Source organism: Streptomyces scopuliridis (assembly GCF_042790125.1).
GTDB classification, from domain to species: domain Bacteria; phylum Actinomycetota; class Actinomycetes; order Streptomycetales; family Streptomycetaceae; genus Streptomyces; species Streptomyces scopuliridis_A.
In genome coordinates this window covers 50,395-76,763 of sequence record NZ_JBHTZS010000017.1, presented here as the reverse complement: position 1 = coordinate 76,763, position 26,369 = coordinate 50,395, and the positions used below count along the sequence as shown (strand labels likewise).

Here is a 26,369-nt window from a genome sequence, read left to right as displayed (position 1 = left end):
TCGTCGAACGCCTCGGGCAGTTCGACCGCGGATGACGGTAGTGGCTGTAGGGCGATGAAGGTCACCATGTCTCTGTCACCGCGCAGACCGGAGATCCGCAGAACACCGGATGATTGATCCCGCGCCTCTACTAACATCGACCTTGGGCGGGCGTTTGCCGGATGCTTAAAATGGCGACGCGGAGGGGCGTCTCCTGGATTTCGTGGGGGCTCTTTTGGTTCATGTGGATCATGAGTCAGCCGCACAGCGAGAGGGCCCGTATCGGGGAAGCAGGCTGGAACCACCCATGACCTACGACATCGCGGCCCCCGAACCCGCGGGCATGGTGGCTTCGCTCAGCTCCCTGGGGTACTCGCTGCCCGCTGCCGTCGCGGATCTCGTCGACAACAGCATCGCAGCTGAGGCCGGGAGCATCGACGTCGAGTTCACCTGGGCGGGACGGGACTCGTGGATCGCAGTCGTCGACGACGGCAGGGGCATGAGCGCCCAGGAACTCATCACGGCAATGACCGTGGCGGCTCGCGGACCCGCGACCTCACGTTCCTCCACGGACCTGGGCCGTTTCGGCGTGGGTCTGAAGTCCGCCTCGTTCTCGCAGTCGCGGCAACTCTCCGTGGCCACAGCGACCGATGGCGTGTGGCACGTACGGACCTGGGACCTCGATGTCGTTGAGGAGTCCGGCGAGTGGAGGCTCCTCCACGGAGCGGATGTCGACACAACCACCGTGCTGGACAGGCTTCGGAGCAGCACTGACCGCGGGACAATCGTGCTGTGGCGGCGACTCAACGGCTACAACAGCAGTGCCGTTCGCGAGGACGACGAGCGCACCCAGAAGCAGTTCTACGCCGAGGCAGCCCGCACGGAGTCGCACCTCGGAATGGTCTTCGCCCGATTCCTCACCGGGAGCCGGCGCCGGAACCTGCGCGTGTCCGGAACCTCGGTGAAACCCTGGGATCCGTTCATGGGTAACCACCCCTCTGTCCAGCGGCTCCCCACGGAGGAACTGCCTCTCAGCGGCAGTTCCGTGAGGGTCGAAGCGTTCATCCTCCCCAGCGCCCACCGGCTCACCCCGGAGGAGTACGGCATGGCCGCAGGGCCACAGGGGTGGCTCGACCAGCAGGGCTTCTATGTCTACCGCCGCAACCGCCTGATCCTGGCCGGCGACTGGCTGGGGCAGAGAGGGATGCGTCGTGAGGAGAAGTACAACCTGGCGCGCATCGCCGTCGACATCCCGGCCGAGACCGACGTCGAGTGGGGCGTAGATGTGAGGAAGTCCAGCGTCGTCCCGCCCGTGGGTCTACGTCCGCACCTCCATCGCATCGCACGGCAAGCCCGGGCGAGGGCCGCAGACGTTCTGCGGCACCGTGGACAGGTGGCTGCACGTACCCACGGAGACCCCCTGTCATACGCGTGGAACGTGCGCCGACCGGACGGCAGGGTCACGTGCAGGATCAACCGCAGCCATCCGTTGGTCCAAGCTGCTCTGCGACCCGGCGGCAACAACGTCGCGGACGTACGAGCGTTGATCCGGCTTCTGGAAGAGACAGTGCCCGTCGCCGCCCTCCGCGTGATGCATGAGACGGACACGAGCGACGACCCGGAACCGTTCGGTGGTCCAGGGCCCGCCGACGAGGCGGCTACCGAGGTAGCAGAACGCATCTACGAGTCACTCGTCTCGGGCGGCCGATCGCCAGCCGCCGCGCGTGAGAGGTTGCGGACCATGCCTCCCTTCGACCAACTGCAGGGTTTCTGGAGCGGATGAGCCCTGAGTTGTTGTCAGTGGCCGCCCCTACTCTGCTCGACACCGTCTACATCCCGCTGGAGGTCCCACGTGAGCGCTGTTCCCGACGAACCCATGGCCAAGGCCACGCGCCTGGTTCTCGGGTTCCTGCCACAGGATCGTCAGCCGAAGCCGGACGAGGTCCAGAACGCGGTCAACGCCATCTTCGGGATGCTGGCCGCCCAGGGGGAGGACCTTGACCGGGACCAGCTGGCCAAGGAGATCGAGGCCATGACTGCCGTGTTCCAGGAGCGGTCGCTGGCACTCGTGGACCCCAAGGGGCACGAACCCTGGCTGCCCGAGGCGAAGAACGACCGTGCCTGGGACTTCTGGGAGCGCTACCGGCGGTATCTCGAAGACGTGGTGAATCTTCCGCCGTGGGTCGTGAGGCGGCTGGACCAGAGCTCGGACGAGGTACTCAGCCAGCTGGAGGATCCTCGCCGCTCAGGCCCTTGGCGTCGCCAGGGGCTCGTGATCGGCCAAGTGCAGTCGGGCAAGACCGGCCAGTACATCGGGCTCGCCGCGAAGGCCGTGGACGCGGGATACAGGTTCATCGTGGTCCTTGCCGGCATCCACAACGACCTCCGGAGCCAGACACAACTCCGGATAGACGAGGGACTCCTGGGTTTCGACACCCAGCACCAGAACCGGTCGAACGAGGACGGCCGTTCACGCGCGATCGGTGCAGGAGCCATGCCCCTCGCCAAGAAGCTCGACATCGCGTCGCCGACCAGCAGCGCGGAGAAGGGGGACTTCGGGCTCGCGACGGCCAAGGCCATCAACTTCCCCCTCGGCAGCTTTCCCGTCGTTCTCGTCGTCAAGAAGCACTACAAGATCCTGGAATACCTCCGTAACTGGGTGATAGACGTCCACGGCACCGAGGACGAGAACGGCGAGAAGGTCGTGAAGGACCTCCCCCTGTTCGTCATCGACGACGAGGCCGACAACGCCTCGATCAACACGGTCCGTGACCCCGAGGCGGACCCGACCAAAACCAACGCCGCCATCCGCAGGCTAATGAAGAGCTTCGACAAAGCCGCGTACGTCGGGTACACGGCCACCCCCTTCGCCAACATCTACATCGACCCCAGCGTGAACCACGACGTCGCCGGTGAAGACCTCTTCCCCTACAGCTTCATCCGCAGCCTTCCCTCGCCGTCGAACTACCTTGGTCCTGAGCGCGTCTTCGGGCTCCAGGTCGACGACGAGGACGAGGAGGACGTGCAGCCGCTGCCCCTCGTTCGCCATGTGGACGACGCGGACACCTGGCTTCCCACCCAGCACAAGCCCGGCGACGTCCCGGGCGACAGGCTCCCGCAGTCTCTGCGCGACGCGATCTTCTCGTTCGTGCTCGCCTGTGCCGCCCGCCGGGCGCGAGGGCAGACGAAGGTCCACAACTCGATGCTGGTGCACGTCACCCGCTTCACCGCGGTGCAGGCCCTCGTTCGCGACCAGGTCGACGACCACCTGCGGCTCATCGTTGACATGATCCGAGACCGGTACGGAAAGGGCCCTGAGCTCCGTGCCGAACTCCGGGCCCTCTGGGAGCGCGACTTCGTTCCCACCACGGACGAGTTCCCTGCTGACGAGGTACAACGCCTGACCTGGGAGCAGGTCTCCGAACAGCTCCTTCCTGCCCTCAGGAAGATCCAGGTCAAGACGGTGAACGGCACCTCCAAGGATGCGCTCGACTACTACGAGAACCGCAGGAACGGTCTGTCCGTGATCGCCATCGGGGGACAGAAACTCTCCCGTGGCCTCACCCTGGACGGCCTGACCGTCAGCTACTACCTGCGCGTGTCGAAGACGTACGACACCCTCCTTCAGATGGGCCGGTGGTTCGGATACCGCCCCGGCTACGAGGACGTGTGCCGCCTGTACACAACGCCGGCGCTTGAGGACGCATACGTGGAGGTGACCGCCGCGACCGACGAACTCCGCAGGGAGGTCGAGGAGATGGCGGCGCTCAGCCTCACCCCGAAGGAGTTCGGACTGAAGGTCCGTTCTTCCTCCCTGGGGCTCACGGTGACCGCGGCCAACAAGATGCGGCAGAGCGCGAAGATCCTGCTCAGCTATTCCGGGGAGGGGCCGGAGACGGTGATCTTCAAGCTCACCGGCAAGACCGTCGAGAACAACTTCAAGACTCTTGAGACCCTCGTCCGCCGGTTGGACGCCGTCGCAGAACCCGTACCGGGGACTCCGGGCGGCAACGTGCAGTGGGGAGGGGTGCCTCCAGAGATCATCTCCGAGTTCCTCACCTCCTACGAGACCGACCGCATGGCTCAGCGTGTTCGCCCGAGACTCATCGCGAAATACGTGGAGCAGTGCGCCAAGGTGGGTGAGCTGGGCAACTGGACAGTGTGTCTGGTCGGCAGCACGACGTCGAAGACGCCGCAGGACATTGGCGATCACACCGTCGGCCTGGTAACCCGCAAGGCACTCAATGACGCCTTCAGGGCCGAGGGAAGGTACACGATCCGCCGGGTACTCAGTCCGCCGGACGAGCTGATCGACCTCGACGAGGCGCAGGAGGCCGCGGCACGAGAGGCCGCGAGGAAGGCCGCGGCGCAGAAGGAGAAGTCGTCAGTTCCGAAGAACCCGGCGGGCCCACACATACGGCGACAGCGGCGGACTGATCAGGGTCTGTTGCTGATCTACCCCATCGAGCTGCCGAAGTCCGACGACGATGAGTCGACGGCTCCCCTCGTGGGCTTCCAGGTGAGCTTCCCGCACTCCGACTACCAGTCCAAGACCGAGTACATCGCCAACACCGTCTGGCTCCAAGAGGACATCTACACCATCGCCGAGGAGGACGAGGCGTGACCGTCACCGAGGACGAGTGGCGTGAACTGGAGAGACCCCAGGACGCCCCAGGGCGGTCCAGCCTCCGTCTGTACCCGGAGTCCCCGCTCGACATCTTCCTCTCCGTCTCCCACCCTGGCCGCCAGCGCATGCTGGTGTTCCGGGCGGATGCTCGCTCCGCAGACCCGGTCGTGCGGTCCGTGGGCCGACTCCCCAAGGCGGCAGGGATCGAGATGAACCTGAGTGCTGTGTCCCGGATTGAGTACGAGCTCCAGGTGATCCTTACGGCAGACGGGCTTCGCGAGGTGTTCAACCCGCTCGTCACCGACGTTGCCGAGACCGCCAGGTCCGCTCCGGCCGCCGCTGAGGCCCTGGCAGCCGCCGTCGACAGGTTCGAGAGGTGGCAGGACCTCCTGCGCGCTGTCAGCAGGGACGGGCTGAGCGCCGAGGCGCGTCGTGGACTCTACGGCGAACTCCTGGTACTGGGGGACGTCCTCCTGGCCTCTCTGGGCCAAGCCGAGGCGGTCGAGGCGTGGACCGGTCCCACGGGGACCAACCAGGACTTCCAGCTGTCCGAGCTGGCCATCGAGACCAAGGCCAGTGTCGCGAAGCGGCCCCGGAGCATACGGATCGCCAGCGAGAGACAGCTGGACGGAACCGGGACGCCCGCGCTGCTACTCGCACTCGCGAATCTCGACGAGCGGCGGGGTGGATCGGGAGAGAGCCTGAACAGGAGGGTGGAGGGCATACGCCAGCAGCTCACGAGTCCCGCCGCTCGGGCCCGGTTCGACGGTCTACTCATCCAGGTCGGTTACCTCCCTGGGCACCATGACCTCTACGAAGAACCCCGGTACACCCTCCGCGAGCTTCGGTTCTGGCACGTACGGGAAGGATTTCCCAGGCTGGTCGAGTCGGACCTGCCCGAGGGCGTCGGTGACTGCACTTACCACGTGAGCACCTCGGGTCTGGACGCCTATCGCGCCACGGCCGACGAGGTGAAGGAACTGATCGGGGGGTCCCATGGCTGAGCTCGACCTGGCCGAGTTCTCGCGGAGCCTCGTCGCCGACGTCCAGGCGACCGCTGACGCCGAGGGGACAACCACCCCAGAGGCATTCACACGCCGGGTCTTCGAGGACCTGGAGCAGGCCGGCGTCGTGTCCAACACCTTCACCGCCTACCACAAGATGCACGGCCACGAGGTGCACGGTTACGGCATCGGAGAGTCAGGCGAGTCCCTGGACCTGTTCGTGACGGACTTCCAGCTGGAACCACTGGAGTCCAAGCTCACGAAGGCACAGACCGAGACGTCCTTCAGGCGGCTTCTGGCGTTCGTACAGCGTTGCCGGGACGGGCTGCAGCAGCACATCGACGAGTCGTTCGACGTGTACGACATGTGCGCTGCAGTCGAGAAGGCACTCACCGAGGTGCAGCGCATCAGGCTCTTCCTGCTCAGCAACAGGGTGGGTACCGCAACCGAGTTACCGGCCTCGGAATTCGACGGCCTCCCGGTGACCCACGAGGTGTGGGACCTGGCACGGCTACACCGCCATGCGACGTCGGGCGCTCTCGGCGAGCCCATCATGGTGCCCTTCAGCCCTCCGCTGCCCTGTGTCTCCGCCCCGAGCGCGGAAGAGGACCATTCCGTGGTTCTGGCAGTCATACCGGGGGAGATGCTCGCCGAGCTGTACGCCGAGTACGGCACCCGGCTCCTCGAACTCAACGTTCGCTCCTTCCTCCAGACTCGCGGTGCGGTCAACCGGGGTATCCGGGAGACCCTGCTGAACGCACCTGGCAGGTTCCTGGCCTACAACAACGGAATCACCGCGACCGCGTCGCAGGTCGACTTCGTGAGGGGCCCGGACGGCGAACCCACCCACATCTCCGGAGTGCACGGCCTCCAGATCGTGAACGGCGGCCAGACGACCGCCTCGCTCCACTACGCGCTGAGCCGCGACAAGGCCGACCTGTCCCACGTCCGGGTCCAGATGAAGCTGACGGAGGTGGCGCCCGAGCGGCTCGCTGAGATCGTTCCCAAGATCTCGGAGTACTCCAACACACAGAACCGGGTGACCCAGGTCGACTTCAGCTCCAACCACGACTACCACGTCGACATGCAGCGAATCACCCGCTCCTTGTGGGCCCCCGCAACGGACGGCAGTGGCCAGGAGACCCACTGGTTCTACGAGCGTGCGCGCGGCCAGTACACGGACGAGCTGGCGAAGGCCCGCACCCCCGCCAGGCAGGCGCAGTTCAAGAAGCTGAACCCGACGAAGCAGAAGTTCACGAAGGCGGACCTCGCCAAGTTCGTCCACTCGTGGAACCACTTGCCATACCACGTGAGTCGCGGAGCGCAGAAGAACTTCGTCGAGTTCATGGTCAACGTCGACAAGGCGCCGCCCCGCGTCGACGTCCAGTACTGCCAGCGGGTGATCGCCATGGCCGTCCTGTTCAAGGCGGTGGACCGGATCGCCGCCATCCACGGAGCCGGCAGTCACAAGAGCATGATCACCGCCTACACCGTGGCTCGCCTGTCCCTTGCGACCGACCGTCGGATCGATCTCGACCGGATCTGGCGGGAGCAGGGCGTCACGCCGGTGCTGGAGGCCGCGATCCACGACCTGTGTCCCCGCGTCATGCGGGCGGTGACCACGCCCCTTGAAGGGAACCATGTGGGCGAGTGGGCGAAGAAAGCTACGTGCTGGGACGCGGTGTCCCAGGTGCCCTGGACGGCTCCCCGCGCACTGGCGGCGGAGCTGTTGGACCACTCGTTGGACGAGGCGGCGCTCGCCGGCGGTACCGGTGCTGAGGAAGGAGCAGGTGAGGAGGCAGCGCTGATCCCTGCTGACGAGTGGTACGCGATCGAGCGTTGGGCCAAGGAGACCCGCAATCTCGAACCCTGGCAGCGGCAGCTGGCCCAGTTCGTCGGCAGGCGCCTCGAACTGGAACAGGAGGTTCCCGAGACGCAGGCCGTTCAGGCCCTGCACGCCCGTGCCGAGGCTCTGCGGCTGGGGTTCACCCCTCATCCGTAGCCGGTGGTTCGCGTCCTGGGCGCGAACCACCGACATGTCAGACGGTAGTTCGCCAAGATAGAGGGATGATTCCCGAGTTCGATGTGGACATCAGTCTCGACCACGACATGGAAACGCTACGTGCGGGCCTGAGCGCGGAAGACGTGGCCAGGGGCTTCACGGATCACCACGAGTACGAATGCCTGGGGCTCCCGAGCTGGGAAGAAGCCGCAGAGTGCCTGAAGGAGGAAGCCATCTTCCTCGAACGCGCGGACAAGTCCGAAGCGCCCGACGGGGTGGAGGCGATCCTTCACGAACTGCAGCACGCCGACGACGTCGGCTACGCCGAACTGATGGCGTACACGTTCTGCTGGAACGACGTCGGGGTGGCGGGGCTCAGTCTGGCGCTCAGCGCCGCCCGAATCGCCACCTTCTACTCCTGCTCCAGCGGGCTCGGCGTGAGCCATCACGCCGACTACCCAACGGTCGGTGCTGTGCCCGATCCCGAGCGGGCCAGCCTGCTCGCCCGGCTGACAGAGCAGAACGGCTGCGGCATCGACCAGGTGTACGGGCGTTGGTACATCTACGGGCGATCCATCAAGGACATGCACGGTCTCGGCAAGGCGGTCCTGGCTGCGCGCGATGCCTTCGATGCCCTGCCCCGGCCATCCTGGACCGATGGTCTCGCCGAGTTGCTTGAGGAATTCTCCGACGAATAGCACTGGTGGCCCCCGGTAGCCCTGGCAGCGACAGCTGGCCCCGTTCATCGACGGGCGCCTCGAACTCGGCCAGCGCGTTCCCGAGACGCAGACCATACAGGCGTCGCTCACTCGCAAAGAGGTGCTGCACCTGGGGTGGGTTCGCGCGGTGAGTGCGAACCCACCGAGACGTCAGAGCATGCCCCTCTCGATGAGGTCCGTGATCGCGTCCTCGGCTCGCCTGAGCACGATGCGACCGTCTCCGTCACTGAAAGCGACAACATCGGCACCTGGCGCGATGCCGGCCTCCGCCAGCAGGCCGAGGGGCAGTTCGACACAGCCCTGATCGTCGACATGAAGTTCGGCTGGTTCCCGGAGCATGAGGAGAGTGTGGCACCCTCCCTTTCGGAGGACGTCGACAGGCTGGGGCTGTGACCATGACCGAAACGGGCCGACCACCGGACCGGCGGTGGGTCGCCACTACGGAAGGGGAGCACCTTCGCGGTCGGCGCATAAGGGACACCAAGCCCGAGGTGGCCATCCGGAAGGCCGTACACCGGCTCGGCCTCAGGTTCCGCCTCCAGCAGCGAGTAGCGCCCCGGTGTACGGCCGACTTCGTGCTTCCCAGACATCACGTCGCTGTCTTCGTCGACGGCTGCTTCTGGCACGGCTGCCCCGACCACTCCCCCGCAGAGTTCCGCGGGCCCAACGCCGCCCTCTGGGAGGAGAAGATCGAGACCAACAGAGAGCGGGACCGACGCAACACCGCGCAGGCCGCAGCCGCCGGCTGGACCGTGGTTCGGATCTGGGAGTGCGAGATCCGTCGAAACGTCGATGGAGCGGCTCAGAGAGTGGCGGAGACCGCTGCCTCGACCGAAGCGACGTCGCGCCGCCGGCCGACCGCACCCAGGTGACAGCCAGCGTCAGAAGATCGTCGGGAGCGCTTTCTGCCGGGGGCAGTGAGCGACGAGCGGACACTCCGAACAGACGGGCTGGTCCTCCCTGCACAGGTCCGTTCCGATGATTCGGATCGCTCCCATCCGGAGGGGTGCGTCCTCCCCCGCGCCAACGAGTTTCACCAGATTGACGCGGCCTTCACTGAGCCGGTTCGCATGGTCCGTGTCGATGTCGTTCATCCGGGCCGCGACCCGCAGCGTCCCCTGGACGACCAACATGAGGTCCTCGCCGATCAGCAGTCGATAGAGGGACTCCTCAGACGGCTTCATGGCCAGCTTGGAGGGTACGTCGAACCGCTTGCTCCACTGCCAGTCGTACGGCTTGTTCACCAGTGGTGCCAGCCGATCCACTCGGGCCCGGGCGGCCGTGGTGGGAGCCGTGTCGACCAGCTTCTTGAAGAGCGTGGAGGTGAGTCGCTTCGACTTCTTCGCAGCGGCCATCATGTCCGCCATGACGGTCGGTTTGATCTTTGTTCCGGAGAGCAGGGCGACTATGGCAGCGTGAAGCGGAACGGGCGTTTTGCTGGGGAGTTGGTACCAGTCGCTGCTGTCACGCCGTTGCTCCGCCCACTCCGTGAGAGCGGCCCGGACCTCCCGCCAGTGGGGTCGAAGCTCGGCGGTCTCCGTGGTCGTGTCGCTGACGGGCTTCAGTACGGTCGCGGCCGCCTCTCCGAGCAGAGGGGGAACAGCGTTCCCGATCTGCCGAAAGGCATCACTCCGTGTGCCGGCGAACCTGAACCGGTCGGGGAAGGTCTGCACGCGCGCCGCCTCGCGCACGGTGAGGGTCCGAAGCTGCTCCGGGTGGATGTACCAGTAGCCGTCCTTGGCGATGTGCGCGGTGATCGTACGGCTGAGTTCGTTCCAGGCCAGCTTCTTGTACTTGTCCGTGTACTTCGTCGCGCTGTACCGCTGGTACTTCTTCTCTTTCCCGGTCAACTTCTCTTGGAGGTCCGAGTACTTGGTGTCGGGCTCCATGACCTCGAAGATCCGGTGGTCGTCGTGCCGGACCCTTCGGGTCATGTGGTCCCAGACCATCCCGCGAGGTGCCCCTTCGCGCATCTTCCTGCCGAAATCAGACAGGTTGCGAGGCGTGCGGTACGTCAGCTTCCGCTGCCCGACCCGCTCGGTGGGGATGACCTCCAGTTCGGGCAGGTCACCGATGGCGTCATGCAGAGTGGTGCGCTTCTCGTCGGGCTTCCGCCAACTGAAATCATCGACGTCGTTCCTGGCGAGGAGGATCAGACGCTTCCGATGCTGTGGAACACCGTAGCTCCACGCGTCGACGAGCCGCACCTGCGTCGCGTATCCGAGTTCCTCCAGTTCGTCCTCAATCGTCCGGATGACGAAGAAGTCGTCGTGAAGACCCATGTCGGGGACGTTCTCCATGAGGACCGTCCGAGGGCGAATGCGCTTCACCATGTCCAGGTAGGCGCTCCAGAGCTCCTTCCGGCGGTCCTCCGGGTCACGGCCATGGTTCTTGACGAGATCCCGGATCTTGTTGCGCCCGGCCCTGCTGAAGGGCTGACATGGCGGTCCGCCCGACACAAGATCGATTTTGGCGGGTTTCAGGATCGCTTCGAGTCGGTCGCGCTCTGCGGGATCACCGAGATCCATCTTCAGGCTGAGGCCCGGGAAGTTCGCCCTGTGAGTGTCCAGCGCCGCGTCGTCGAAGTCCACGGCGGCCGCGATGGTCCAACCCGCCTGCTGAACACCGAAACTGAGACCGCCAGCACCGGAGAAGAGGTCGACAGCCAACCTCTTGCCCTTGCCGAAGTCTTCAAGCCACCCCTGAAAGCCCTCGGGCTCGCAGCTATTCGTGTCTGGATCAAGCCTGAGGTAGTCGCTGCGTTCAAGGGGTACGCCGTACCATCCCGTCTTCACAGCACAGCCCTCCGTACGCATGAGATGAACGAGCACCAGGAGATCACAGACGCGCTGGTGGAAGCAAGAATTCCGGCATCTTGACCAAGAGGGCTGCCTGGAGTGACTGTCAAGGTTCCCTCCGGCGCCCACCGCGGGTGAACAGGGCTCCCAGCCAGCGGCTTCGAACCGGTGTTCTGTTGCACTCCGAGGCGACTGATCATAGTGGAACCCACCGACACCGCTGCCATCGGGGTGGGCAAAGAGTCCCCGCTTCACTCTGTCTGCCCAACGACGTCGAGACGCTGAAGACACGTTCGACTCGTCGGGATGGTGTCGCAAGATATCGGACAACTGGCCCCAGGAACCACGTGGTTCACCGTCGAACTGTTTGTAGAATCCCCTCACTTCACTGCGCTCCGCAGTGAAGCACAGCTGACAGTCACCAGAAGCGGGGGCACAGGTGAACTCCGAGAGCGCAGAGGCGTATCTCCGGCCTCGGGCCCGACTCATGAGTACGCTCGGCGAGGAACTGATCAGCAACGAGCGGGTCGCCCTGACCGAGCTCGTGAAGAACGCCTACGACGCGGACGCCAGCCTGGTGCTGATCCGTTTCAGCCCCCCACTCGAAGCGGGTGCTGGCTCGATTGAGGTCTGGGACGACGGCCACGGCATGTCGCCGGACACGGTGCGTGGCACCTGGATGGAGATCGCGACCTCACACAGGCACCGACATCCGCGCAGTGAGTCGGGGAGACGGCGTGTGCTCGGGGCCAAGGGTATCGGTCGGTTCGCCGCTGCCCGCCTGGCTCACGTCACCGCCATCACAACCCGGCGTGTGGGCGAGCCGGAGGTCACCCTTCGCATCGACTGGGGCAACTTCACGGAAGGTGACGCGTACCTCGACGAGGTTCCGATCTCCTGGTCCACGGCCGCACCTTCCGTCTTCAGGGAGGACGGCGAGGCGGAGCAGCACTTCTCCGAGATCGCCCGGGAGTTCACGACAGCTTCGACCGACGCACGTTCGGATCACGGGACCGTGGTGAGGCTAGAGGGGCTGCGTATGGAGTGGGGGCAGGAGGCCGTTGAGTCCCTCAAGCGCTCCCTGTCCCGACTTCTCCCTCCACCGCCTCCGGCAGAGCTGTCCGTGCCGCATCAGCCGGAGTTCGCGATCTACGTCGACATCCCCGACGGTCCGCTGCGCCATCTCGCCGGCTTCGTGGCGGCCAGCGAGGCGCTGGCCCATCCGCGCTACCGCCTGATCGGGAGCGTGGACACTGCCGGGAACGCCCACCTGGCCGTCTACGCCGACGGCGACGAGCCGGTGGAAGTCGTCGAGGAGAACCTTCGGAAGGATTCAGACAGACCGTCCTGCGGCCCGCTGAAGTTGGACTTCCGCGTGTGGGACCTTGAGAAGTCGGCACTTCAGCCGCTCTTCCATCTCGACACGGGCGCGAGAAACCTCACCGAGGTGCGGAAGCTGATCAAGGACAACAGCGGTGTGACCCTGTACCGGGACGGGTTTCGCGTTCAGCCCTTCGGAGAGCCGGGGTTCGACTGGCTCGGTTTCGACCAACGACGCGTCAACAACCCGACGATGCGGTTGTCCAACAACCAGGTGGCGGGATTCGTCTACATCTCGGCGGACGACAACCCCGGGCTCCAGGACCGTTCCCACCGAGAAGGACTCATCGACAGCCCGGAGTACGAGGAACTGAAGACGGTCATACTCCAGGCAATAACCAGACTGGAGATCCAGCGCTACAAGCTGCGCCGTCCCGAGCCGATCGTGCAGCCTGGGGCCGGCCTCCTTACCGGCCCGCCCGGTGGGCGAGGCCACGGGGTGTTCCAGAGCTTCAGTCTGGAACCGCTCCGCCAAGTCGCCACCGAGCGGTACCCGAACGACGTCGTCCTGGGCCGGGCCATCGAAGAGGCCACGGAGACGATCAACGAGGGGGTCCGCAAGGTCCAGGAGATCATCGCCCAGTTCTCCAGGCTCGCGACACTGGGCACCCTCGTCGACGTCGTACTCCACGACGGTCGGACGGCCTTGGCACGCATGGCCTTCGACCTACGCCAACTCGGCAAGATCACGAAGAAGGTAGAGGAACTCGACGCCGAGCTGTCCGCCGCGCTAGTGGACCTGCGAACGGACTTCACCGCACAGGAGAGGGCCATCGACCGGCTCTTCACCCGCATCGAGCCACTCAGCGGGCGGCAGCGGGGACGCCCACGCGAGCTCTCCCTCCACCAGAGCATCTCCGAGGCGGTCTCCGTTCTGGAATCGGAGATCACCAGGCACCGGGTGGACGTCACGGTCGGCGGGGAGGACGTGACGGTCACCGCCGAGCCGGGAGACATCAGAACACTCGTGCTCAATCTCGTGAGCAACGCGGTGTACTGGCTGTCCACGACGCCCGACGGGACAGAGCGCGCGGTTCTGATCGAGACCGAGCGCACCCGGGAGGGTGGGGCGGACGTGGTGGACATCACAGTCAGCGACAGCGGTCCCGGGGTGCGCGAGGAGATCAGAGAGCTGATCTTCGACACCTACTTCAGTGACAAGCCGGACGGCATCGGTCTCGGCCTCAGCATCGCAGGCAGCGTCGTGAAGGACTTCTACGACGGCGACCTGTGGCTGGTCAGCCCCGGCCCCCTCGCCGGCGCGAGTTTCCGGGCACGACTGCGAAGGAGAGTTGGGTGACGTCACCAGACGTTGCGTATCGGGTACTCATCGTCGACGACGACGCCAGAATGGCGGAGCAGCTCCAGGAGCTGCTGACCGACGAGCTGGAGGACCTGGGAGTCATCCACTTCGAAGCCGAGCAGGACTTCGCCGCCGCCGAGGAGCGGCTGAGCCATGCGGACTTCGACTTGGTCGTCCTCGACGTCCGGGACGCGTCCGATGGCAGTCCCTCCGCGGACATAGAAGGGCGTGGGCGCGAACTGTACGAGCGGATCGCCAGGATCCGCTGGGTACCAGTGGTGTTCTTCACTGGTGTTCCCGAGCAGGTGCGTGCTCTGGAGGAGCCTCCGCTCATCCGCGTGGTGACGAAGAACGCTCTGGACGACATCGCCCCCGCAGTGCGGGACGGCCTGGTGTCCGGTGTGTCGGCGCTGACGCGTCGCATCTCGGGGCTGGTCGAGGACTATGTCCGCAACTTCATGCGTGATGTCGTTGCTCCGCACTGGAACGAAATGGCGGGCGCCGACCAGAACGAGATCGTCCCGGTCATCGTCAACCGCCTCGCCGCCTGGCTCAGGGAGAACGGTCTCCACAAGCTTGACCAGACCGTGGAAGGCGACCTCGCCGCTGTGGCGGCACGGCCCTCGGCGGCACGGGTCTACCTGATGCCTCCCGTCACCCACCACCTCACGGCGGCCGATCTCGTGGTCGACCCCGACGGCGGTTGGTGGCTGGTTCTCACACCAGCCTGCGACCTGTATGAGGATCACCCGGACTCGAACGTGGCGAAGCCTCGTACCGCCAAGGCCCATTACGTACGCCTGGCCAGGGCCGACCGGGTCTTCACCGAGGACGAGAAGCGCTCCGAGTCTCCGGCCATCTCCGCGTGGCATGCAAGCTCCAAGGGCAGCAAGGACAAGGCCCAGGCCCAGCGCGCCTTCAGAGTCGACGACAACCGCTACCGTGCGCTCCCCCGGTACCTCGACATCCCGCACCTCGTGATCGACTTCGAGAACGTCAAGTCTGAAGAGCTCGATGAAGTACGAGCTTGGAAGCGGGTCGCCACACTCGACAGCCCCTTCGCGGAGGCGATGCTGATCGCCTACAGCCGATCCGTCGGCCGCATCGGTACACCGGACGTCAGCTTCGACGACGTGCAGGTGCAGCTGGAACTCATGAAGGCCAAGCCCACAAGCGTTCCGGCCCAGGTTTCCGCCTCCGCGCCGCGTGGTGAGGTCGTCAGGGACTAAAGACCTTACGATCTGGATTCCTGTTCGTGATCCCGGATGGGAACCGTCACCTCAGACGGCGGCGGGCCATGAGGACGGGACCGAGGAGAGCTGGATTGGTCGGATGTCGACAGCCGCGGCGGACGTGGCCCGCATCCAGCCCCTCGTGTGCACGTCCGGCAGCGCGGCCGCGGTGGTCTTCACGCTTCTCGATGCCCCCGCCACCACGGGCTGCCGCTTCGCGTACCACGGCGACTTCGACGGGCCCGGGATCGCTCTGGCCAACCGGGTCGTCCGTCGTTACGAAGCCCGGCCGTGTTGCATGAGCACCGCGGATTACGAGCGTCTGGCTGCTCGCAGCCAGACTGAGGGCATACGTCAACTGGCGCTCAACAACCAACCAATCAGCGCGGACTGGGACCCGGATCTCGCCCCCGCCATGACCGCCATCGGCGTCGCGCTCCATGAGGAGGCCACTCTCGACCTTCTGGTGGACGACCTGTCACGTCAGACATAGGGACGTCGGCGCCAAGCTGGGCTCTGGGAGCCGTCTGGGAGCCGACCCGCTCCCCAAGCCCCCTCGGCGCCAACCGGCACTGCCCCACCCCAACACCCTGACCAGGCAAAACAGCAAATCGACCGGTGGCGATCATGTCCGAACCTCATTCGGGACGAAGAGGTCGTGGGTTCAAATCCCCCCACCCCGACAGCTAAATAGCAGTTCAGAGGGCCTGGTGTGTAAGTTACACCGGGCCCTCTGCCGTACTGCGTGTCTCACTGGGTCAGCGGGCCCCGGCGTTGTCCTCCTGGAGGCAGGGGTCTGTGCAGCGGGCGGTGGGCTCAGCCTCATGGGTGGCGGCTGTGCGGGGCTGTCGCGGGTAGTTCCACAGTGATACGGAGCCCGCCGGCAGGGCGCGGGGTGAGGGTGAGCGTTCCGTCGTGTGCCCGGGTGATGGTCTTGACGATCGCCAGGCCGAGGCCGACGCCCGGGTGGTCGGCGTGTATCCGTTCTGTGCCGCGCCGGAATGGTTCGGTGAGTGTCGAGGTCAGTTCCGGGGTGAGCTTCTCGCCGGTGTTCTCGACAGTGAGCACCACCGTCTTGGGGCGGACGCCGGTATGGACCCACACGGTGCCCTGTTCGGGCAGGTTGTGGACGATCGCGTTGTGCATGAGGTTCGTGGTCAGTTGCAGCAGGAGCGCCTGCGATCCGATCGTGGGGGCGATGTCGCCGCTGGTCTCAAGGGTGACGCCGTGCTTTTCCGCGAGGGGGAGGAGTGTTTCGGTGGCTTCTTCCGCGATGAGGGACAGGTCGACATGTCCTCGGGTGAAGGACCGCTGGTTGGCGCGGCTGAGCAGGAGCAGTGCCTCGGTGAGGTCGATGGCCCGGGTGTTGACGGCGTGGAGGCGGTCGACGAGTTCGCCGGTGTCGTGGTTCGGGTCGGCGCGGGCCACGTCGAGCAGTGCCTTCGAGATCGCCAGCGGGGTGCGCAACTCGTGAGAGGCGTTGGCCGCGAATCTCTGCTGTTCCGCGACGTGTGCTTCGAGCCGTGCGAGCATCAGGTCGAAGGCGTCGGCGAGTTCACGGAACTCGTCTTCGCGGCCCGGCAGCTGGATCCGGTGGGAGAGTGATCCGTTCATGGCCGTGCGGGTCGCGTCCGTGATCCGGGTCAGCGGGGCGAGCATGCGGCCGGCGAGCGTCCATCCTCCCAGGAGACCGAATACCAGCAGGAACACCAGCACTGCCGCGGTCGCCGGGGCGTAGGCGCCCAGAATGATGGAGCGGACAGGCACGAATTCACCGGGGCGGCTCGAAACGACCCGCACGTCGCGCAAGAGGAACACCCACACGGTGGCGAGCAGCAAGGCGCCCGCGACCATGAGGAACGCGGCGTAGCTCAGGGTGAGTCTGAGGCGAACGCTCAGCCCCGGCGCCCTATCCACGCTCGCCTTCGGCATGTCCGGTGCCAGGTGCCGTGTCGATGCGGTAGCCGACACCTGGCACGGTGGCGATGATCCAGGGTTCGCCGAGCCGTTTGCGCAGTGCCGAGACGGTGATGCGCACGGCGTTGGTGAACGGGTCGGCGTTCGCGTCCCACGCGCGTTCCAGGAGTTCTTCGGCGCTGACGACACCGCCTTCGGCGGCGACGAGGACTTCGAGCACGGCGAACTGCTTCCTGGTCAGCGCGACATAGCGGCCGTCCCGGTAGAGCTCGCGGCGGAACGGGTCGAGCCGCAGACCCGCGATCTCCCGCACGGGCGGTCTGTTGTGGGCGCGCCTGCGGTCGAGTGCTCTGAGCCTGAGCGCGAGTTCCTGGAGTTCGAAGGGTTTCGTGAGGTAGTCGTCGGCGCCGAGTTCGAAGCCGGATGCCTTGTCGTCGAGACGGTCGGCCGCGGTGAGCATGAGGATCTGCATGCCGTTGCCGGAGGCGACGATGCGTTGGGCGATCTCGTCACCGGACGGTCCGGGGATGTCGCGGTCGAGGACGGCGATGTCGTAGGCGTTGACGCTCAGCAGTTCCAGAGCGGTGTCGCCGTCACCCGCGATGTCGGACGCGATCGCTTCCAGGCGCAGGCCGTCGCGGATGGCTTCTGCCAGAAACGGTTCGTCCTCGACGATCAACACGCGCATGCTCTCGATGCTACGAGCCCGTGCATATCGTCGGCGTATCGAAAATCTCATACGTGCCGGCAACAGCTCACCGCCTTGATTGGCGGCATGAACCACGCCCCGCCTTCAGCGCGAACAACGACCCGCCGGATTCACCGGCGTCCTGTACGCACTACGAGCCGCGCTCCGGAGCGATCGATCGTCGTTGCCCGCGTACGTATGCCGACCCCACCCAGGACCCGAGGACTCAGCAGTGACCGGTAGTGAGCGAGGACAGACGATCGTGCGGGTCGACGCGGCGGAACAGACCGGACAGGAGGGCGCCGGCCGCCGGGACACCGGCTCCGGTACCTGGCGCGCGGGCGTCCGCCGGGCGATCCGCCTCGGCTCCCGGCCGGGGCCCTGGAAGCGCGGCCCGGTGCTCGCGGCGTCGGCGCTGCTGCTCGGCCTGCTCATGCTGCTGCACGCGGAGATACCGAACCGGATCGGCGGCCTCGGCAGCCTGGTGGAGACCTGCCTGCCGTGGTTCGGCCTGTTCATCCCGGTGCTGCTGGCCTGGGCGCTGTGGCGCCGCTCGGCCTCCGCGGTGGTCGCGCTGCTGCTACCGGTCGTGGTGTGGCTGAGCCTCTTCGGCGGGCTGCTCATCGACAAGTCCCACTCGGGCGGCGATCTCACCGTGGTCAGCCACAACGTCGGCGCCGACAACCCCGACCCGGCCGGCACCGCTCGCGACCTGGCCGCCTCCGGCGCGGACGTACTGGCCCTGGAGGAGATCACCCCGCAGGCGAAGCCGCTGTACGAGAAGGAGCTGGCGGAGGCGTATCCGCACCACACCGTGCAGGGCACGGTCGGGCTGTGGAGCAAGCTGCCGCTGTCGGACACCCGGCCGGTCGACATCGAGATGGACTACGGATCGCTGGCGGACACCAAGCCGGCCGACGTGAAGATGGCCTACAACCGGGCGCTGCGCACCACGGTGGCCACGGACCAGGGGCCGCTGGCGGTGTATGTGGCCCACCTGGGGTCCGTGCGGGTGTTTCCCAGGAACGGCTTCTGGACGGACAGCCGGGACCGCGGCGCGCAGGCACTCGCCCAGGCCATCGCCGCCGAGCACAGCGAGCGGGTGGTGCTGCTCGGTGACCTGAACGGCACCATGGACGACCGCGCGTTCGCCGGCATCACCTCGCACCTGCGGTCGGCCCAGGACGCGGCCGGGGACGGCTTCGGCTTCAGCTGGCCGGCGAAGTTCCCGGTGGCGCGGATCGACCAGATCCTGGTCCGGGGCGTGGAGCCGGAGAGCTCGTGGCTGCTGCCGGCCACCGGCAGCGATCACCGGCCGGTGGCGGCCGGAATCAGCTGGTGAACATCGCGCGAAGCCTCCGGATCCGGCCCGCGCCTCGCGCAGGATCCGCTGCCGCTGCTCGCAGGATCCGCTGCCGCTGATCGCGGGATCCGCTGTCGCCAATCGCGGGATCCGCTGCGTCGGATCGCAGGATCCGCTGTCGCCGATCACGGCGCGTCCCCGCGCGACATCCGCCCGGACTCGCCGCTGGACGAGATCGCCGAAGGCAAGGCCGTACGAGGTTCACCCCGCCCTCGGCGCGGCGGCTGGATACCATGTGGGGCGGCCCACTGCATTGGCGCTGACGAGTAATCGGGGAAGGAATCCGGGCAACATGCCTATCGAGACATTCGAGTTCCAGGTAGAAGCGCGTCAACTCCTGCAGATGATGATCCATTCGATCTACTCGAACAAGGACGTATTTCTGCGCGAGCTCATCTCCAACGCCTCCGACGCGTTGGACAAGTTGCGGCTGGAATCCCTCCGCAACGACGAGCTGGGCGAAGACGTATCGGATCTCCACATCGGCATCGAGGTCGACAAGGAGCAGCGCACGCTCACCGTACGCGACAACGGCATCGGGATGTCGCACGATGAAGTGGTGCAGCTCATCGGGACGATCGCGAATTCCGGCACCGCGAAGTTCCTGAAGGAGTTGAAGGAGGCCAAGGACGCGGCCGCCTCCGAGGAACTCATCGGGCAGTTCGGTGTGGGCTTCTACTCCAGCTTCATGGTGGCCGATGAGGTCACGCTGCTGACCAGGCGAGCGGGAGAGAGCCGGGGCACGCGCTGGGAATCCAGTGGTGAGGGGACGTATACCGTCGAGACGGTCGATGACGCGCCGCAGGGTACGTCGGTGACGCTGCGGCTCAAGCCCGAGGACATCGAGGATCAGCTCTTCGACTACACGTCCGCCTGGAAGATCCGGGAAATCGTCAAGCGGTACTCGGACTTCATCACCTGGCCCATCAAGATGGCCAAGGAGTCCGCCGAATCCGCGGAATCCACGGGCGAGGGCGGCGACGGGGACGGTGAAACTCCCCGCGAGGTCGAGACGGTCAACTCGATGAAGGCCCTGTGGGCCCGGTCCAAGGACGAGGTGACCGATGACGAGTACAGCGAGCTGTACAAGCACATCAGTCACGACTGGAACGACCCGCTCGAAACCATCCGTATGCAGGCGGAGGGCACGTTCGAGTACCAGGCGCTGCTCTTCATCCCGTCACACCCGCCCCAGGACCTGTTCATGCAGGGGCACAAGCGCGGAGTTCAGCTCTATGTGAAGCGCGTGTTCATCATGGATGACTGCGAAGCGCTCATGCCCGAATACCTCCGCTTCATCAAGGGTGTTGTCGACGCACAGGACCTCTCGCTGAATGTGTCGCGGGAAATCCTCCAGCAGGACCGTCAGATCCAGTTGATGCACCGTCGCCTCGTGAAGAAGGTGCTGTCGACGCTGAAGGACATGATGTCCGGAAATCCGGAGCGCTACGCGACGTTCTGGAAGGAATTCGGCCGGGTCCTGAAGGAAGGGCTTCTCAGCGACTTCGAGAACCGCGACGCGATCCTCGGTGTCTCCTCGTTCGCGTCGACCCAGGACAAGGAGGGGCTGACCACTCTCCGGCAGTACGTGGACCGTATGAAGGAGGGGCAGCAGCACATCTTCTATATGACGGGTGAGTCGCGCTCGGCCATCGAGAGTTCGCCGCACATGGAGGCTTTCCAGGCCAAGGGCTTCGAGGTGCTGCTGCTGACCGACCCGGTCGACGAGGTGTGGGTCCAGTCCGTACCGGAATTCGACGGCAAGCAGCTGCGGTCGATCGCCAAGGGCGAAGTCGATCTCGACACCGAGGAGGAGAAGAAGGAGGTCGAGGCCGAACGCGAAAAGCGTCAGCAGGAGTTCGCCGGCCTGCTGACGTGGATGACGAAGGAGCTGAGCGAGAGCGTGAAGGAGGTACGGCTCTCGTCCCGGCTCACCGTCTCGCCCGCCTGCATCGTCGGGGACACCCACGATGTGACGCCCGCCCTGGAGAACATGTATCGCGCCATGGGCCAGGAGGTGCCGCACATCAAGCGCATCCTCGAACTCAACCCCACACACCCGCTGGTCACCGGGTTGCGGACGGCCCACACCGAGCGGGACGCCGACGCGGGACTGGCCGAGGCGGCCGAACTCCTCTACGGGATGGCCCTCCTGGCCGACGGCGGCGAACTCAGTGACCCCTCGCGCTTCATCAAGCTGATGGCGGACCGCCTGGAGCGCACCCTGTAGGCACGCCCCTGTCCGGATCCCGCCATAGTTCTAAACTTGCGCAACCATTAAAGTGTTCGCATGAATGATCAGGGCAGGGATCCGGGCAGGACGGTTTGGGAAACCGCGGTACTCGACGGCGGGCCCGCGGACGGCATACGGATGCGGGTCACCGACCGGCCGGCCGTAGTGCAGGTGACATACCCCTGCGAGCTGGAAGGACCGGCGGGCGGCGCGCAGGCGGAGGCCGTCTACGTGTACCGGCGGGACCCGCGCGTACAGGGCGAGCCGCTGCGGTACGGGATCGACAGAGCCAGCCCCTGAGCCGGGCCGCACGCTCAACGGGCCGCGTCGGCGCCTTCCGGAGCGACCGGACGCGCGGCGGCCACCGGAGCCTGAGCGGAGGCCGCCTGGACGGACGGCGCCTGGACGGAGGCCGCCTGAGCCGGGGACGCCTGAACCGGGGACGTGTGAGAGGAGGGGGCAGGGTGCGTGGCACCCTCCCCCTCCTCCCTCATCGCCTTCGTCTCGCTCTTGAGAATGCGCATGGACTTGCCCACGGCACGCGCGGCGTCCGGCAGCTTCTTCGAGCCGAACAGCACGATGATCACGATCGCCACGATCAGCAGGTGCCAAGGCTCCAACCCGTTACGCAACATCTCCGCCCCGCCTTCCTCTCGTCGAACCATGGCCCTATAAGTTGCTACATTGCGCAACTGTACAACCATGGGAAGGCACACATATGGCAGGCGGCCGGCGCAGAAGGAGTGGAGAGGGGAGCCGATTGCGGCTCGCCCTCGGGATAGCCCTGTCCCTCGTCGTGCTCGCCGCGGCCGGTGCCGGCTGGATCTATCTCAAGCTCAGCGGGAACATCGACACCTTCAGCGCCGGCGGACTCTCCGACAACCGGCCGACGGGCACCTCGAAGGGACAGAACGTCCTGGTCATCGGCTCGGACGCGCGCACCGGCGGAAACAGCGAGCTGGGCGGCGGCAGCAAGGACGACGTCGGCCGTTCCGACACCGCGTTCCTGCTGCATGTCTACGCCGACCACCGGCACGCCGTCGCCGTGTCCATACCGCGCGACACCCTTCTGGACATCCCGCCCTGCCGGCTGGCGGACGGCGGTTGGACGGAGCCGCAGCGCAACGCCATGTTCAACGCGGCGTTCTCCGTGGGGCAGACGGTCAAGGGCAACCCCGCCTGCACCCAGAACACCATCGAGAAGCTCACCGGACTGCGCGTCGATCACACCGTCGTCGTCGACTTCAAGGGCTTCGCGCGGCTGACCGATGTCGTCGGCGGCGTACAGGTGTGTGTCCCGCAGGACATCTACCAGAAGGACCTCAACCCCAACCGCACCACCCGCGGCGAGCGCCTCTTCACCAAGGGCACCCAGACCGTCTCGGGGCAGAAGGCGCTGGATTACGTACGGATCCGGCACGGCATGGGCGACGGCTCCGACATCGGACGGATCAAGCGGCAGCAGGCCTTTGTCGCGAGCCTGCTGAAGAAGGTCAAGGAGCAGGGGCTGACGCCCGCCAAGCTCCTGCCGCTCGCGGACGCGGCCACCCAGTCCATGACGGTCGACCCGGGGCTGGGCTCCGCCGACAAGCTGCTCGGCTTCGCGATGTCGCTCAAGGACATCGATCTGCACAACACCAAGTTCGTGACGATTCCCTGGCGTTACGAGGGGTCGCGCGTCGCGATCGTCGAGCCTGACGCGTCCGCGCTCTGGGCGGCGCTACGGGCCGACCGTACGCTCGACGGCGCGGACGCCAGCGGCAAGAAGGGCCAGGCGGCCGCCGGACCCTCCGCCACGCCGAGCGCCGCCGGGCCCGTCTCGGGCGCGGGCATCGACGTCGCCGTCTACAACGGCACGACGGTGACGGGGCTCGCCGCCCGTGCCGCCCGTACGCTCACCGACCAGGGCTTCACCGTCACGGGTACGGCGACCGCGAGCACCCAGGACCACGCGACCACGGTGATCGAGTACGGCCCCGGCCAGGAGGAGAAGGCGCGGACCGTCGAACGTATCTTCCCCGGCGCACGGCTGACATCGGCGTCCGCCGCGGAGACGGCTGGAGGGATCAACGTCATCCTCGGAAGGTCGTACAGCTCGGCGGAACCGGGACCGGCGCAGCCCGGCCCCCTCCCGTCGGCCGTGGCCGACGGCGCACGCTCCGCCGACGACGACCCCTGCGCGAACCTCTCCTACGGCTGAGCACCGCTATAGCGGCTCTTACGGTTGAGCACCGCTATAGCCGCGTCCGCGGCTGAGCACCGCTATAGCCGCGCGCCGCCGATACGCCCCCGCGCGAAGACCAGCCCCGCCGCGTACAGCCCGAGCACGGCGGCGAGCAGTACGTAGTAGAGCCCCGGCAGCGCGGGCATGCCCAGGATCGGACCGAGCGGCGAGAGCGGCAGCAGCAGCCCGGTCACGGCGAGCCCGGCGGCGGCCCAGCGGACGGGGCTCGGGGCCCGCCGGCCGGTCGCGGGGCGTGCGCTCGTACGCAACAGCAGCATCACCAGCGCCTGGGTGAGCAGGTTCTCGGTGAACCACCCGGAGTGGAAGTCCGCCTGGCTGCCCACGTCGACCGGGGTGTGCAGGGCCGCCGCGAGCACCGCGAACGTCGCCAGGTCCGCGAGGGCGTTGATCAGCCCGAAGCCCGTGATGAACCGGAAGAACGCGCGGGACCGCAGCTCCGTCGGCCGGCGCAGCGCCTCGGGCCGCGGCCGGTCGTACGCGAAGGCGAGCTGCGCGGCGTCGAAGCACAGGTTCTGTACGAGGACCTGGGCCGGAAGCATCGGCAGGAACGGCAGCAGCAGCCCCGCGACCAGCATCGCGATGACGTTGCCGAGGTTGGAGGAGAGCGTGATCCGCAGATACGTGGCGATATTGCCGCTCGAATGGCGCCCGGCGCCGATCGCGTGCTCGATCGCGGTGAGGTCCTTCCGCGCGAGCACGACATCGGTGGACTCGCGGACGACATCGACGGCGTCGCGCGGGCATATCCCGACGTCGGCGGCGTACAGCGCGGGCAGGTCGTTGACGCCGTCGCCGAGGAAGCCGGTGGTGTGACCGTCGGCGCGGACGGCGGCGACGATACGGGCCTTGTGCTCGGGGGTGCAGCGCGCGAAGACGGTGGTGCGCCGGGCGACCTCGGCGATTTCCGCGTCGGTGAGGGCGTCGAGCCGTTCCGCGGTGACGACCTCGCCGGCGGTCGTGTCGAGGCCCAGGTCCAGACAGGCGCGGGCCGCCGTGCCCGGGTGGTCGCCCGTCAGGATCTTGACCGAGACGCCGCGCGCGGCCAGCACCTTCAGCGCCTCGGCGGCGGTCGGAGCGAGGGCGTCGTGCAGCGCGACAAAGCCCAGGAAATCGAGTCCGCGCTCGTCGGCCGGGGTGTAGTCGCGGTGACGGGCGGACCGTTCCGCCGTGGCGACCGCGAGCAGCCGCTGACCGCGGTCCGCCTCGCGCGCGGCCAGCGCGGAGAGCCGGTTCCGTTCCTCGTCGTCGAGCGCGCACCGCTGGAGGACGGCCTCCACCGCCCCCTTGACGACGAGAGTGTGCGTACCGAGGCGGCCCGGCCGTCGTACGACCGCGGTGGAGAGGCGGCGTACGGGATCGAACGGGAGGGCCGCAACGCCCTCGTACCGCGCCGGATCCGCCTCGTCCGCCGCGTCCAGGATCGCGTCGTCAAGGGCGTCCGGGGCGGGCAGATCGGCCAGTTGCAGGGTCCACCAGGCGTTGACGGCGGCCCAGCGCAGCACCTCGGGGTCGGGGGCACCGTACGCGTCCATCGCCCCGCCGACCACGGGCCGGTCCTGGGTGAGCGTGCCCGTCTTGTCCAGGAACAGGACGTCGACGGCGCCCAGGTCGTGCAGCGCGGGCAGGCGTTTGACGATGACCGCGTGGTGGCGTGCGAGGCGTGAGGCGCCACGGGCCAGGGCCGTGGTGACGATGACCGGCAGCATCTCGGGAGTGAGCCCGACGGCGACCGCGACCGCGAACGGCAGAGTCTCCAGGCCCCAGCCGCGCAGGGCGGCGTTGGCCATCAGGACGAGCGGCGGGGTGAGCAGCATGAACCGGATGAGGACCCACGAGATCCCGTGCACCTGCCGGTCGAAAGCGCTGGCCGTACGGCGCCCCGGACGGCTGCGCGCGGCGCCGAACCGCGTACGTGTCCCGGTCGCGACGACGACGGCGGTGCCGCTGCCAGAGGCCACGCTGCTGCCCTGGAAGCACAGCCGCGGCTGGGCGAACACCCCCGCGAACGCCTCGTCGGCCGCGGGCGTATGGGCGCCGCCGGACCCGGCGCCGCCCTCCGCGGCCGGGTGGTCTCCCCCGACGCCCGGCAGGCCGGGCAGGCCCGGCGCGTCGACGGCGTACTTGGCGACCGGCGCCGACTCCCCCGTCAGCGCCGCCTGGTGTACGGTCAGCCCGCTCGCGCGCAGGAGCAGTACGTCGGCGGGCACCAGATCGCCGGGGCCGAGACGGATCACATCGCCCGGCACGAGCTGGTCGACCGGAATCTCCCTCGGCCGCGAGCCGCCCCCGTCACGCGAGCCACCCGCATCACGCGCACCGCCCCCGTCACGCACACCACGCCCGTCACGGATGTCACGGACGTCCCGGCCCTCACACCCGTCGCTCCCGCGCCGCAGCACCGTCGCCGTCGTGGCCACCAGCTCGCGCAGCGCCGCCATGGACCGGTCCGCCCGGTGCTCCCCGGACGAGCGCAGCAGACAGCTGACCACGACCAGCGAGAGGATCACCAGGGCGGTGCCCCAGGCGGAGACGGTGGCCGACACCACCCCGAGACAGAGCAGCACGGCGGTGAACGGATCCCGCACGCTCCGTACGAATCGCCGTGGCCAGGACGCCGTACGCCACTCCGGCACCGCGTTCTCGCCGTACCGGAGCAGCCGCTCCTCGGCCTGCGCGTCCGTCAGCCCGCGCGGCCCGCTGTCCAGCAGCCGCAGCACCTGGAGGGAGGTGAGGGAGGTCAGATCGTGCGGGGTGCCGCCCGCATCCGGCGCCCACGGATCCGTGGGACCAGGGTCCGCACCGGCCCCCGCCCCGGACCCGTGCCCGGCCGCCGTAAACACGCCCGCCCCAGCCACGCCCGGCCCAGCCACGCCCGGCCC

19 protein-coding genes are annotated in these 26,369 nt (G+C 67.1%); 13 read left to right on the top strand and 6 right to left on the bottom strand.

Annotation, left to right across the window (positions count from 1 at the left end; translation table 11 throughout):
• Nucleotides 1–286 precede the first annotated feature (286 nt).
• The 5 genes from ACFRKB_RS24740 (at nucleotide 287) to ACFRKB_RS24720 (ending at nucleotide 8,310) form a co-directional block, all read left to right on the top strand.
• On the top strand, nucleotides 287–1,762 hold the full coding sequence (locus ACFRKB_RS24740; protein WP_383108595.1) for an ATP-binding protein: 1,476 nt from the start codon (nucleotides 287–289) through the stop codon (nucleotides 1,760–1,762).
• Nucleotides 1,763–1,831: 69 nt separating this feature from the next.
• Nucleotides 1,832–4,603 carry a Z1 domain-containing protein gene (locus tag ACFRKB_RS24735; protein WP_383108593.1) on the top strand — a complete coding sequence of 924 codons (2,772 nt, stop codon included), beginning with the start codon at nucleotides 1,832–1,834 and terminating at the stop codon, nucleotides 4,601–4,603.
• Entirely contained in the window at nucleotides 4,600–5,610 is a 1,011-nt protein-coding gene (locus ACFRKB_RS24730; protein WP_381198061.1) for a PD-(D/E)XK motif protein, read from the top strand. Before ACFRKB_RS24735 ends, ACFRKB_RS24730 begins: the two co-directional genes overlap by 4 nt.
• Nucleotides 5,603–7,612, top strand: a complete 2,010-nt coding sequence (locus ACFRKB_RS24725) for an AIPR family protein (RefSeq protein ID WP_383108592.1) — start codon at nucleotides 5,603–5,605, stop codon at nucleotides 7,610–7,612. Before ACFRKB_RS24730 ends, ACFRKB_RS24725 begins: the two co-directional genes overlap by 8 nt.
• A 65-nt stretch (nucleotides 7,613–7,677) precedes the next feature.
• Nucleotides 7,678–8,310 (top strand): hypothetical protein, encoded by a 633-nt coding sequence (locus ACFRKB_RS24720; RefSeq protein WP_383108591.1) that lies wholly within the window; start codon nucleotides 7,678–7,680, stop codon nucleotides 8,308–8,310.
• 171 nt (nucleotides 8,311–8,481) lie between these two features.
• Here ACFRKB_RS24720 and ACFRKB_RS24715 read toward each other — a convergent pair whose 3' ends face one another.
• A complete protein-coding gene (locus tag ACFRKB_RS24715; RefSeq protein ID WP_383108590.1) occupies nucleotides 8,482–8,670 on the bottom strand; it encodes a hypothetical protein in 189 nt (62 codons plus the stop codon).
• A 56-nt stretch (nucleotides 8,671–8,726) separates the two neighbouring features.
• Here ACFRKB_RS24715 and ACFRKB_RS24710 point away from each other — a divergent pair, with 56 nt between their 5' ends.
• A complete protein-coding gene (locus tag ACFRKB_RS24710; RefSeq protein ID WP_383108671.1) occupies nucleotides 8,727–9,203 on the top strand; it encodes a very short patch repair endonuclease in 477 nt (158 codons plus the stop codon).
• A 9-nt stretch (nucleotides 9,204–9,212) separates the two neighbouring features.
• Here the strand turns inward: ACFRKB_RS24710 and ACFRKB_RS24705 are convergent, their stop codons facing one another.
• The gene (locus ACFRKB_RS24705; RefSeq protein ID WP_383108588.1) at nucleotides 9,213–11,126 is read right to left on the bottom strand and encodes a DNA cytosine methyltransferase; all 1,914 of its coding nucleotides are present in this window, start codon (nucleotides 11,124–11,126) and stop codon (nucleotides 9,213–9,215) included.
• A gap of 490 nt (nucleotides 11,127–11,616) precedes the next feature.
• On the opposite strand from ACFRKB_RS24705, the gene ACFRKB_RS24700 reads away from it, so the two are divergent.
• From ACFRKB_RS24700 to ACFRKB_RS24690, 3 genes are all read left to right on the top strand, one after another.
• A complete protein-coding gene (locus ACFRKB_RS24700; protein ID WP_383108587.1) occupies nucleotides 11,617–13,809 on the top strand; it encodes a sensor histidine kinase in 2,193 nt (730 codons plus the stop codon).
• The gene (locus ACFRKB_RS24695; protein WP_383108586.1) at nucleotides 13,806–15,041 is read left to right on the top strand and encodes a DNA-binding transcriptional response regulator; all 1,236 of its coding nucleotides are present in this window, start codon (nucleotides 13,806–13,808) and stop codon (nucleotides 15,039–15,041) included. The genes ACFRKB_RS24700 and ACFRKB_RS24695 overlap by 4 nt, the downstream gene beginning before the upstream one ends.
• Nucleotides 15,042–15,144: 103 nt before the next feature.
• A complete protein-coding gene (locus ACFRKB_RS24690) occupies nucleotides 15,145–15,537 on the top strand; it encodes a DUF2399 domain-containing protein (RefSeq protein ID WP_383108585.1) in 393 nt (130 codons plus the stop codon).
• 329 nt (nucleotides 15,538–15,866) lie between these two features.
• Here ACFRKB_RS24690 and ACFRKB_RS24685 read toward each other — a convergent pair whose 3' ends face one another.
• Together ACFRKB_RS24685 and ACFRKB_RS24680 are read right to left on the bottom strand one after the other, a co-directional pair.
• Entirely contained in the window at nucleotides 15,867–16,961 is a 1,095-nt protein-coding gene (locus ACFRKB_RS24685; RefSeq protein WP_383108583.1) for a sensor histidine kinase, read from the bottom strand.
• The gene (locus ACFRKB_RS24680) at nucleotides 16,954–17,649 is read right to left on the bottom strand and encodes a response regulator transcription factor (RefSeq protein ID WP_383108582.1); all 696 of its coding nucleotides are present in this window, start codon (nucleotides 17,647–17,649) and stop codon (nucleotides 16,954–16,956) included. Before ACFRKB_RS24680 ends, ACFRKB_RS24685 begins: the two co-directional genes overlap by 8 nt.
• A 355-nt stretch (nucleotides 17,650–18,004) precedes the next feature.
• Here ACFRKB_RS24680 and ACFRKB_RS24675 point away from each other — a divergent pair, with 355 nt between their 5' ends.
• The 3 genes from ACFRKB_RS24675 (at nucleotide 18,005) to ACFRKB_RS24665 (ending at nucleotide 21,545) form a co-directional block, all read left to right on the top strand.
• Nucleotides 18,005–18,991 (top strand): endonuclease/exonuclease/phosphatase family protein, encoded by a 987-nt coding sequence (locus tag ACFRKB_RS24675; protein ID WP_383108670.1) that lies wholly within the window; start codon nucleotides 18,005–18,007, stop codon nucleotides 18,989–18,991.
• Between the two features lie 313 nt (nucleotides 18,992–19,304).
• On the top strand, nucleotides 19,305–21,242 hold the full coding sequence (gene htpG / locus ACFRKB_RS24670; RefSeq protein ID WP_383108581.1) for a molecular chaperone HtpG: 1,938 nt from the start codon (nucleotides 19,305–19,307) through the stop codon (nucleotides 21,240–21,242).
• Between the two features lie 60 nt (nucleotides 21,243–21,302).
• The gene (locus ACFRKB_RS24665; RefSeq protein ID WP_383108580.1) at nucleotides 21,303–21,545 is read left to right on the top strand and encodes a hypothetical protein; all 243 of its coding nucleotides are present in this window, start codon (nucleotides 21,303–21,305) and stop codon (nucleotides 21,543–21,545) included.
• Nucleotides 21,546–21,559: 14 nt separating this feature from the next.
• Here the strand turns inward: ACFRKB_RS24665 and tatA are convergent, their stop codons facing one another.
• Entirely contained in the window at nucleotides 21,560–21,880 is a 321-nt protein-coding gene (tatA, locus tag ACFRKB_RS24660; RefSeq protein WP_383108579.1) for a Sec-independent protein translocase subunit TatA, read from the bottom strand.
• 83 nt (nucleotides 21,881–21,963) lie between these two features.
• Between tatA and ACFRKB_RS24655 the strand changes: the two genes are divergently transcribed.
• Nucleotides 21,964–23,445 carry an LCP family protein gene (locus ACFRKB_RS24655; RefSeq protein ID WP_383108577.1) on the top strand — a complete coding sequence of 494 codons (1,482 nt, stop codon included), beginning with the start codon at nucleotides 21,964–21,966 and terminating at the stop codon, nucleotides 23,443–23,445.
• A gap of 62 nt (nucleotides 23,446–23,507) precedes the next feature.
• Here ACFRKB_RS24655 and ACFRKB_RS24650 read toward each other — a convergent pair whose 3' ends face one another.
• Complete coding sequence (locus ACFRKB_RS24650) at nucleotides 23,508–26,330, bottom strand: HAD-IC family P-type ATPase (protein ID WP_383108576.1); 2,823 nt, start codon at nucleotides 26,328–26,330, stop codon at nucleotides 23,508–23,510.
• Nucleotides 26,331–26,369 lie beyond the last annotated feature (39 nt).

Coding starts and splice junctions, on each gene's coding strand:
- ACFRKB_RS24740 (WP_383108595.1), top strand. CDS start 287: ATGACCTACGACATCGCGGCCCCCGAACCCGCGGGCATGGTGGCTTCG.
- ACFRKB_RS24725 (WP_383108592.1), top strand. CDS start 5,603: ATGGCTGAGCTCGACCTGGCCGAGTTCTCGCGGAGCCTCGTCGCCGAC.
- ACFRKB_RS24720 (WP_383108591.1), top strand. CDS start 7,678: ATGATTCCCGAGTTCGATGTGGACATCAGTCTCGACCACGACATGGAA.
- ACFRKB_RS24715 (WP_383108590.1), bottom strand. CDS start 8,670: ATGCTCCGGGAACCAGCCGAACTTCATGTCGACGATCAGGGCTGTGTC.
- ACFRKB_RS24710 (WP_383108671.1), top strand. CDS start 8,727: ATGACCGAAACGGGCCGACCACCGGACCGGCGGTGGGTCGCCACTACG.
- ACFRKB_RS24700 (WP_383108587.1), top strand. CDS start 11,617: ATGAGTACGCTCGGCGAGGAACTGATCAGCAACGAGCGGGTCGCCCTG.
- ACFRKB_RS24690 (WP_383108585.1), top strand. CDS start 15,145: ATGTCGACAGCCGCGGCGGACGTGGCCCGCATCCAGCCCCTCGTGTGC.
- ACFRKB_RS24680 (WP_383108582.1), bottom strand. CDS start 17,649: ATGCGCGTGTTGATCGTCGAGGACGAACCGTTTCTGGCAGAAGCCATC.
- htpG (WP_383108581.1), top strand. CDS start 19,305: ATGCCTATCGAGACATTCGAGTTCCAGGTAGAAGCGCGTCAACTCCTG.
- ACFRKB_RS24665 (WP_383108580.1), top strand. CDS start 21,303: ATGAATGATCAGGGCAGGGATCCGGGCAGGACGGTTTGGGAAACCGCG.
- tatA (WP_383108579.1), bottom strand. CDS start 21,880: ATGTTGCGTAACGGGTTGGAGCCTTGGCACCTGCTGATCGTGGCGATC.
- ACFRKB_RS24655 (WP_383108577.1), top strand. CDS start 21,964: ATGGCAGGCGGCCGGCGCAGAAGGAGTGGAGAGGGGAGCCGATTGCGG.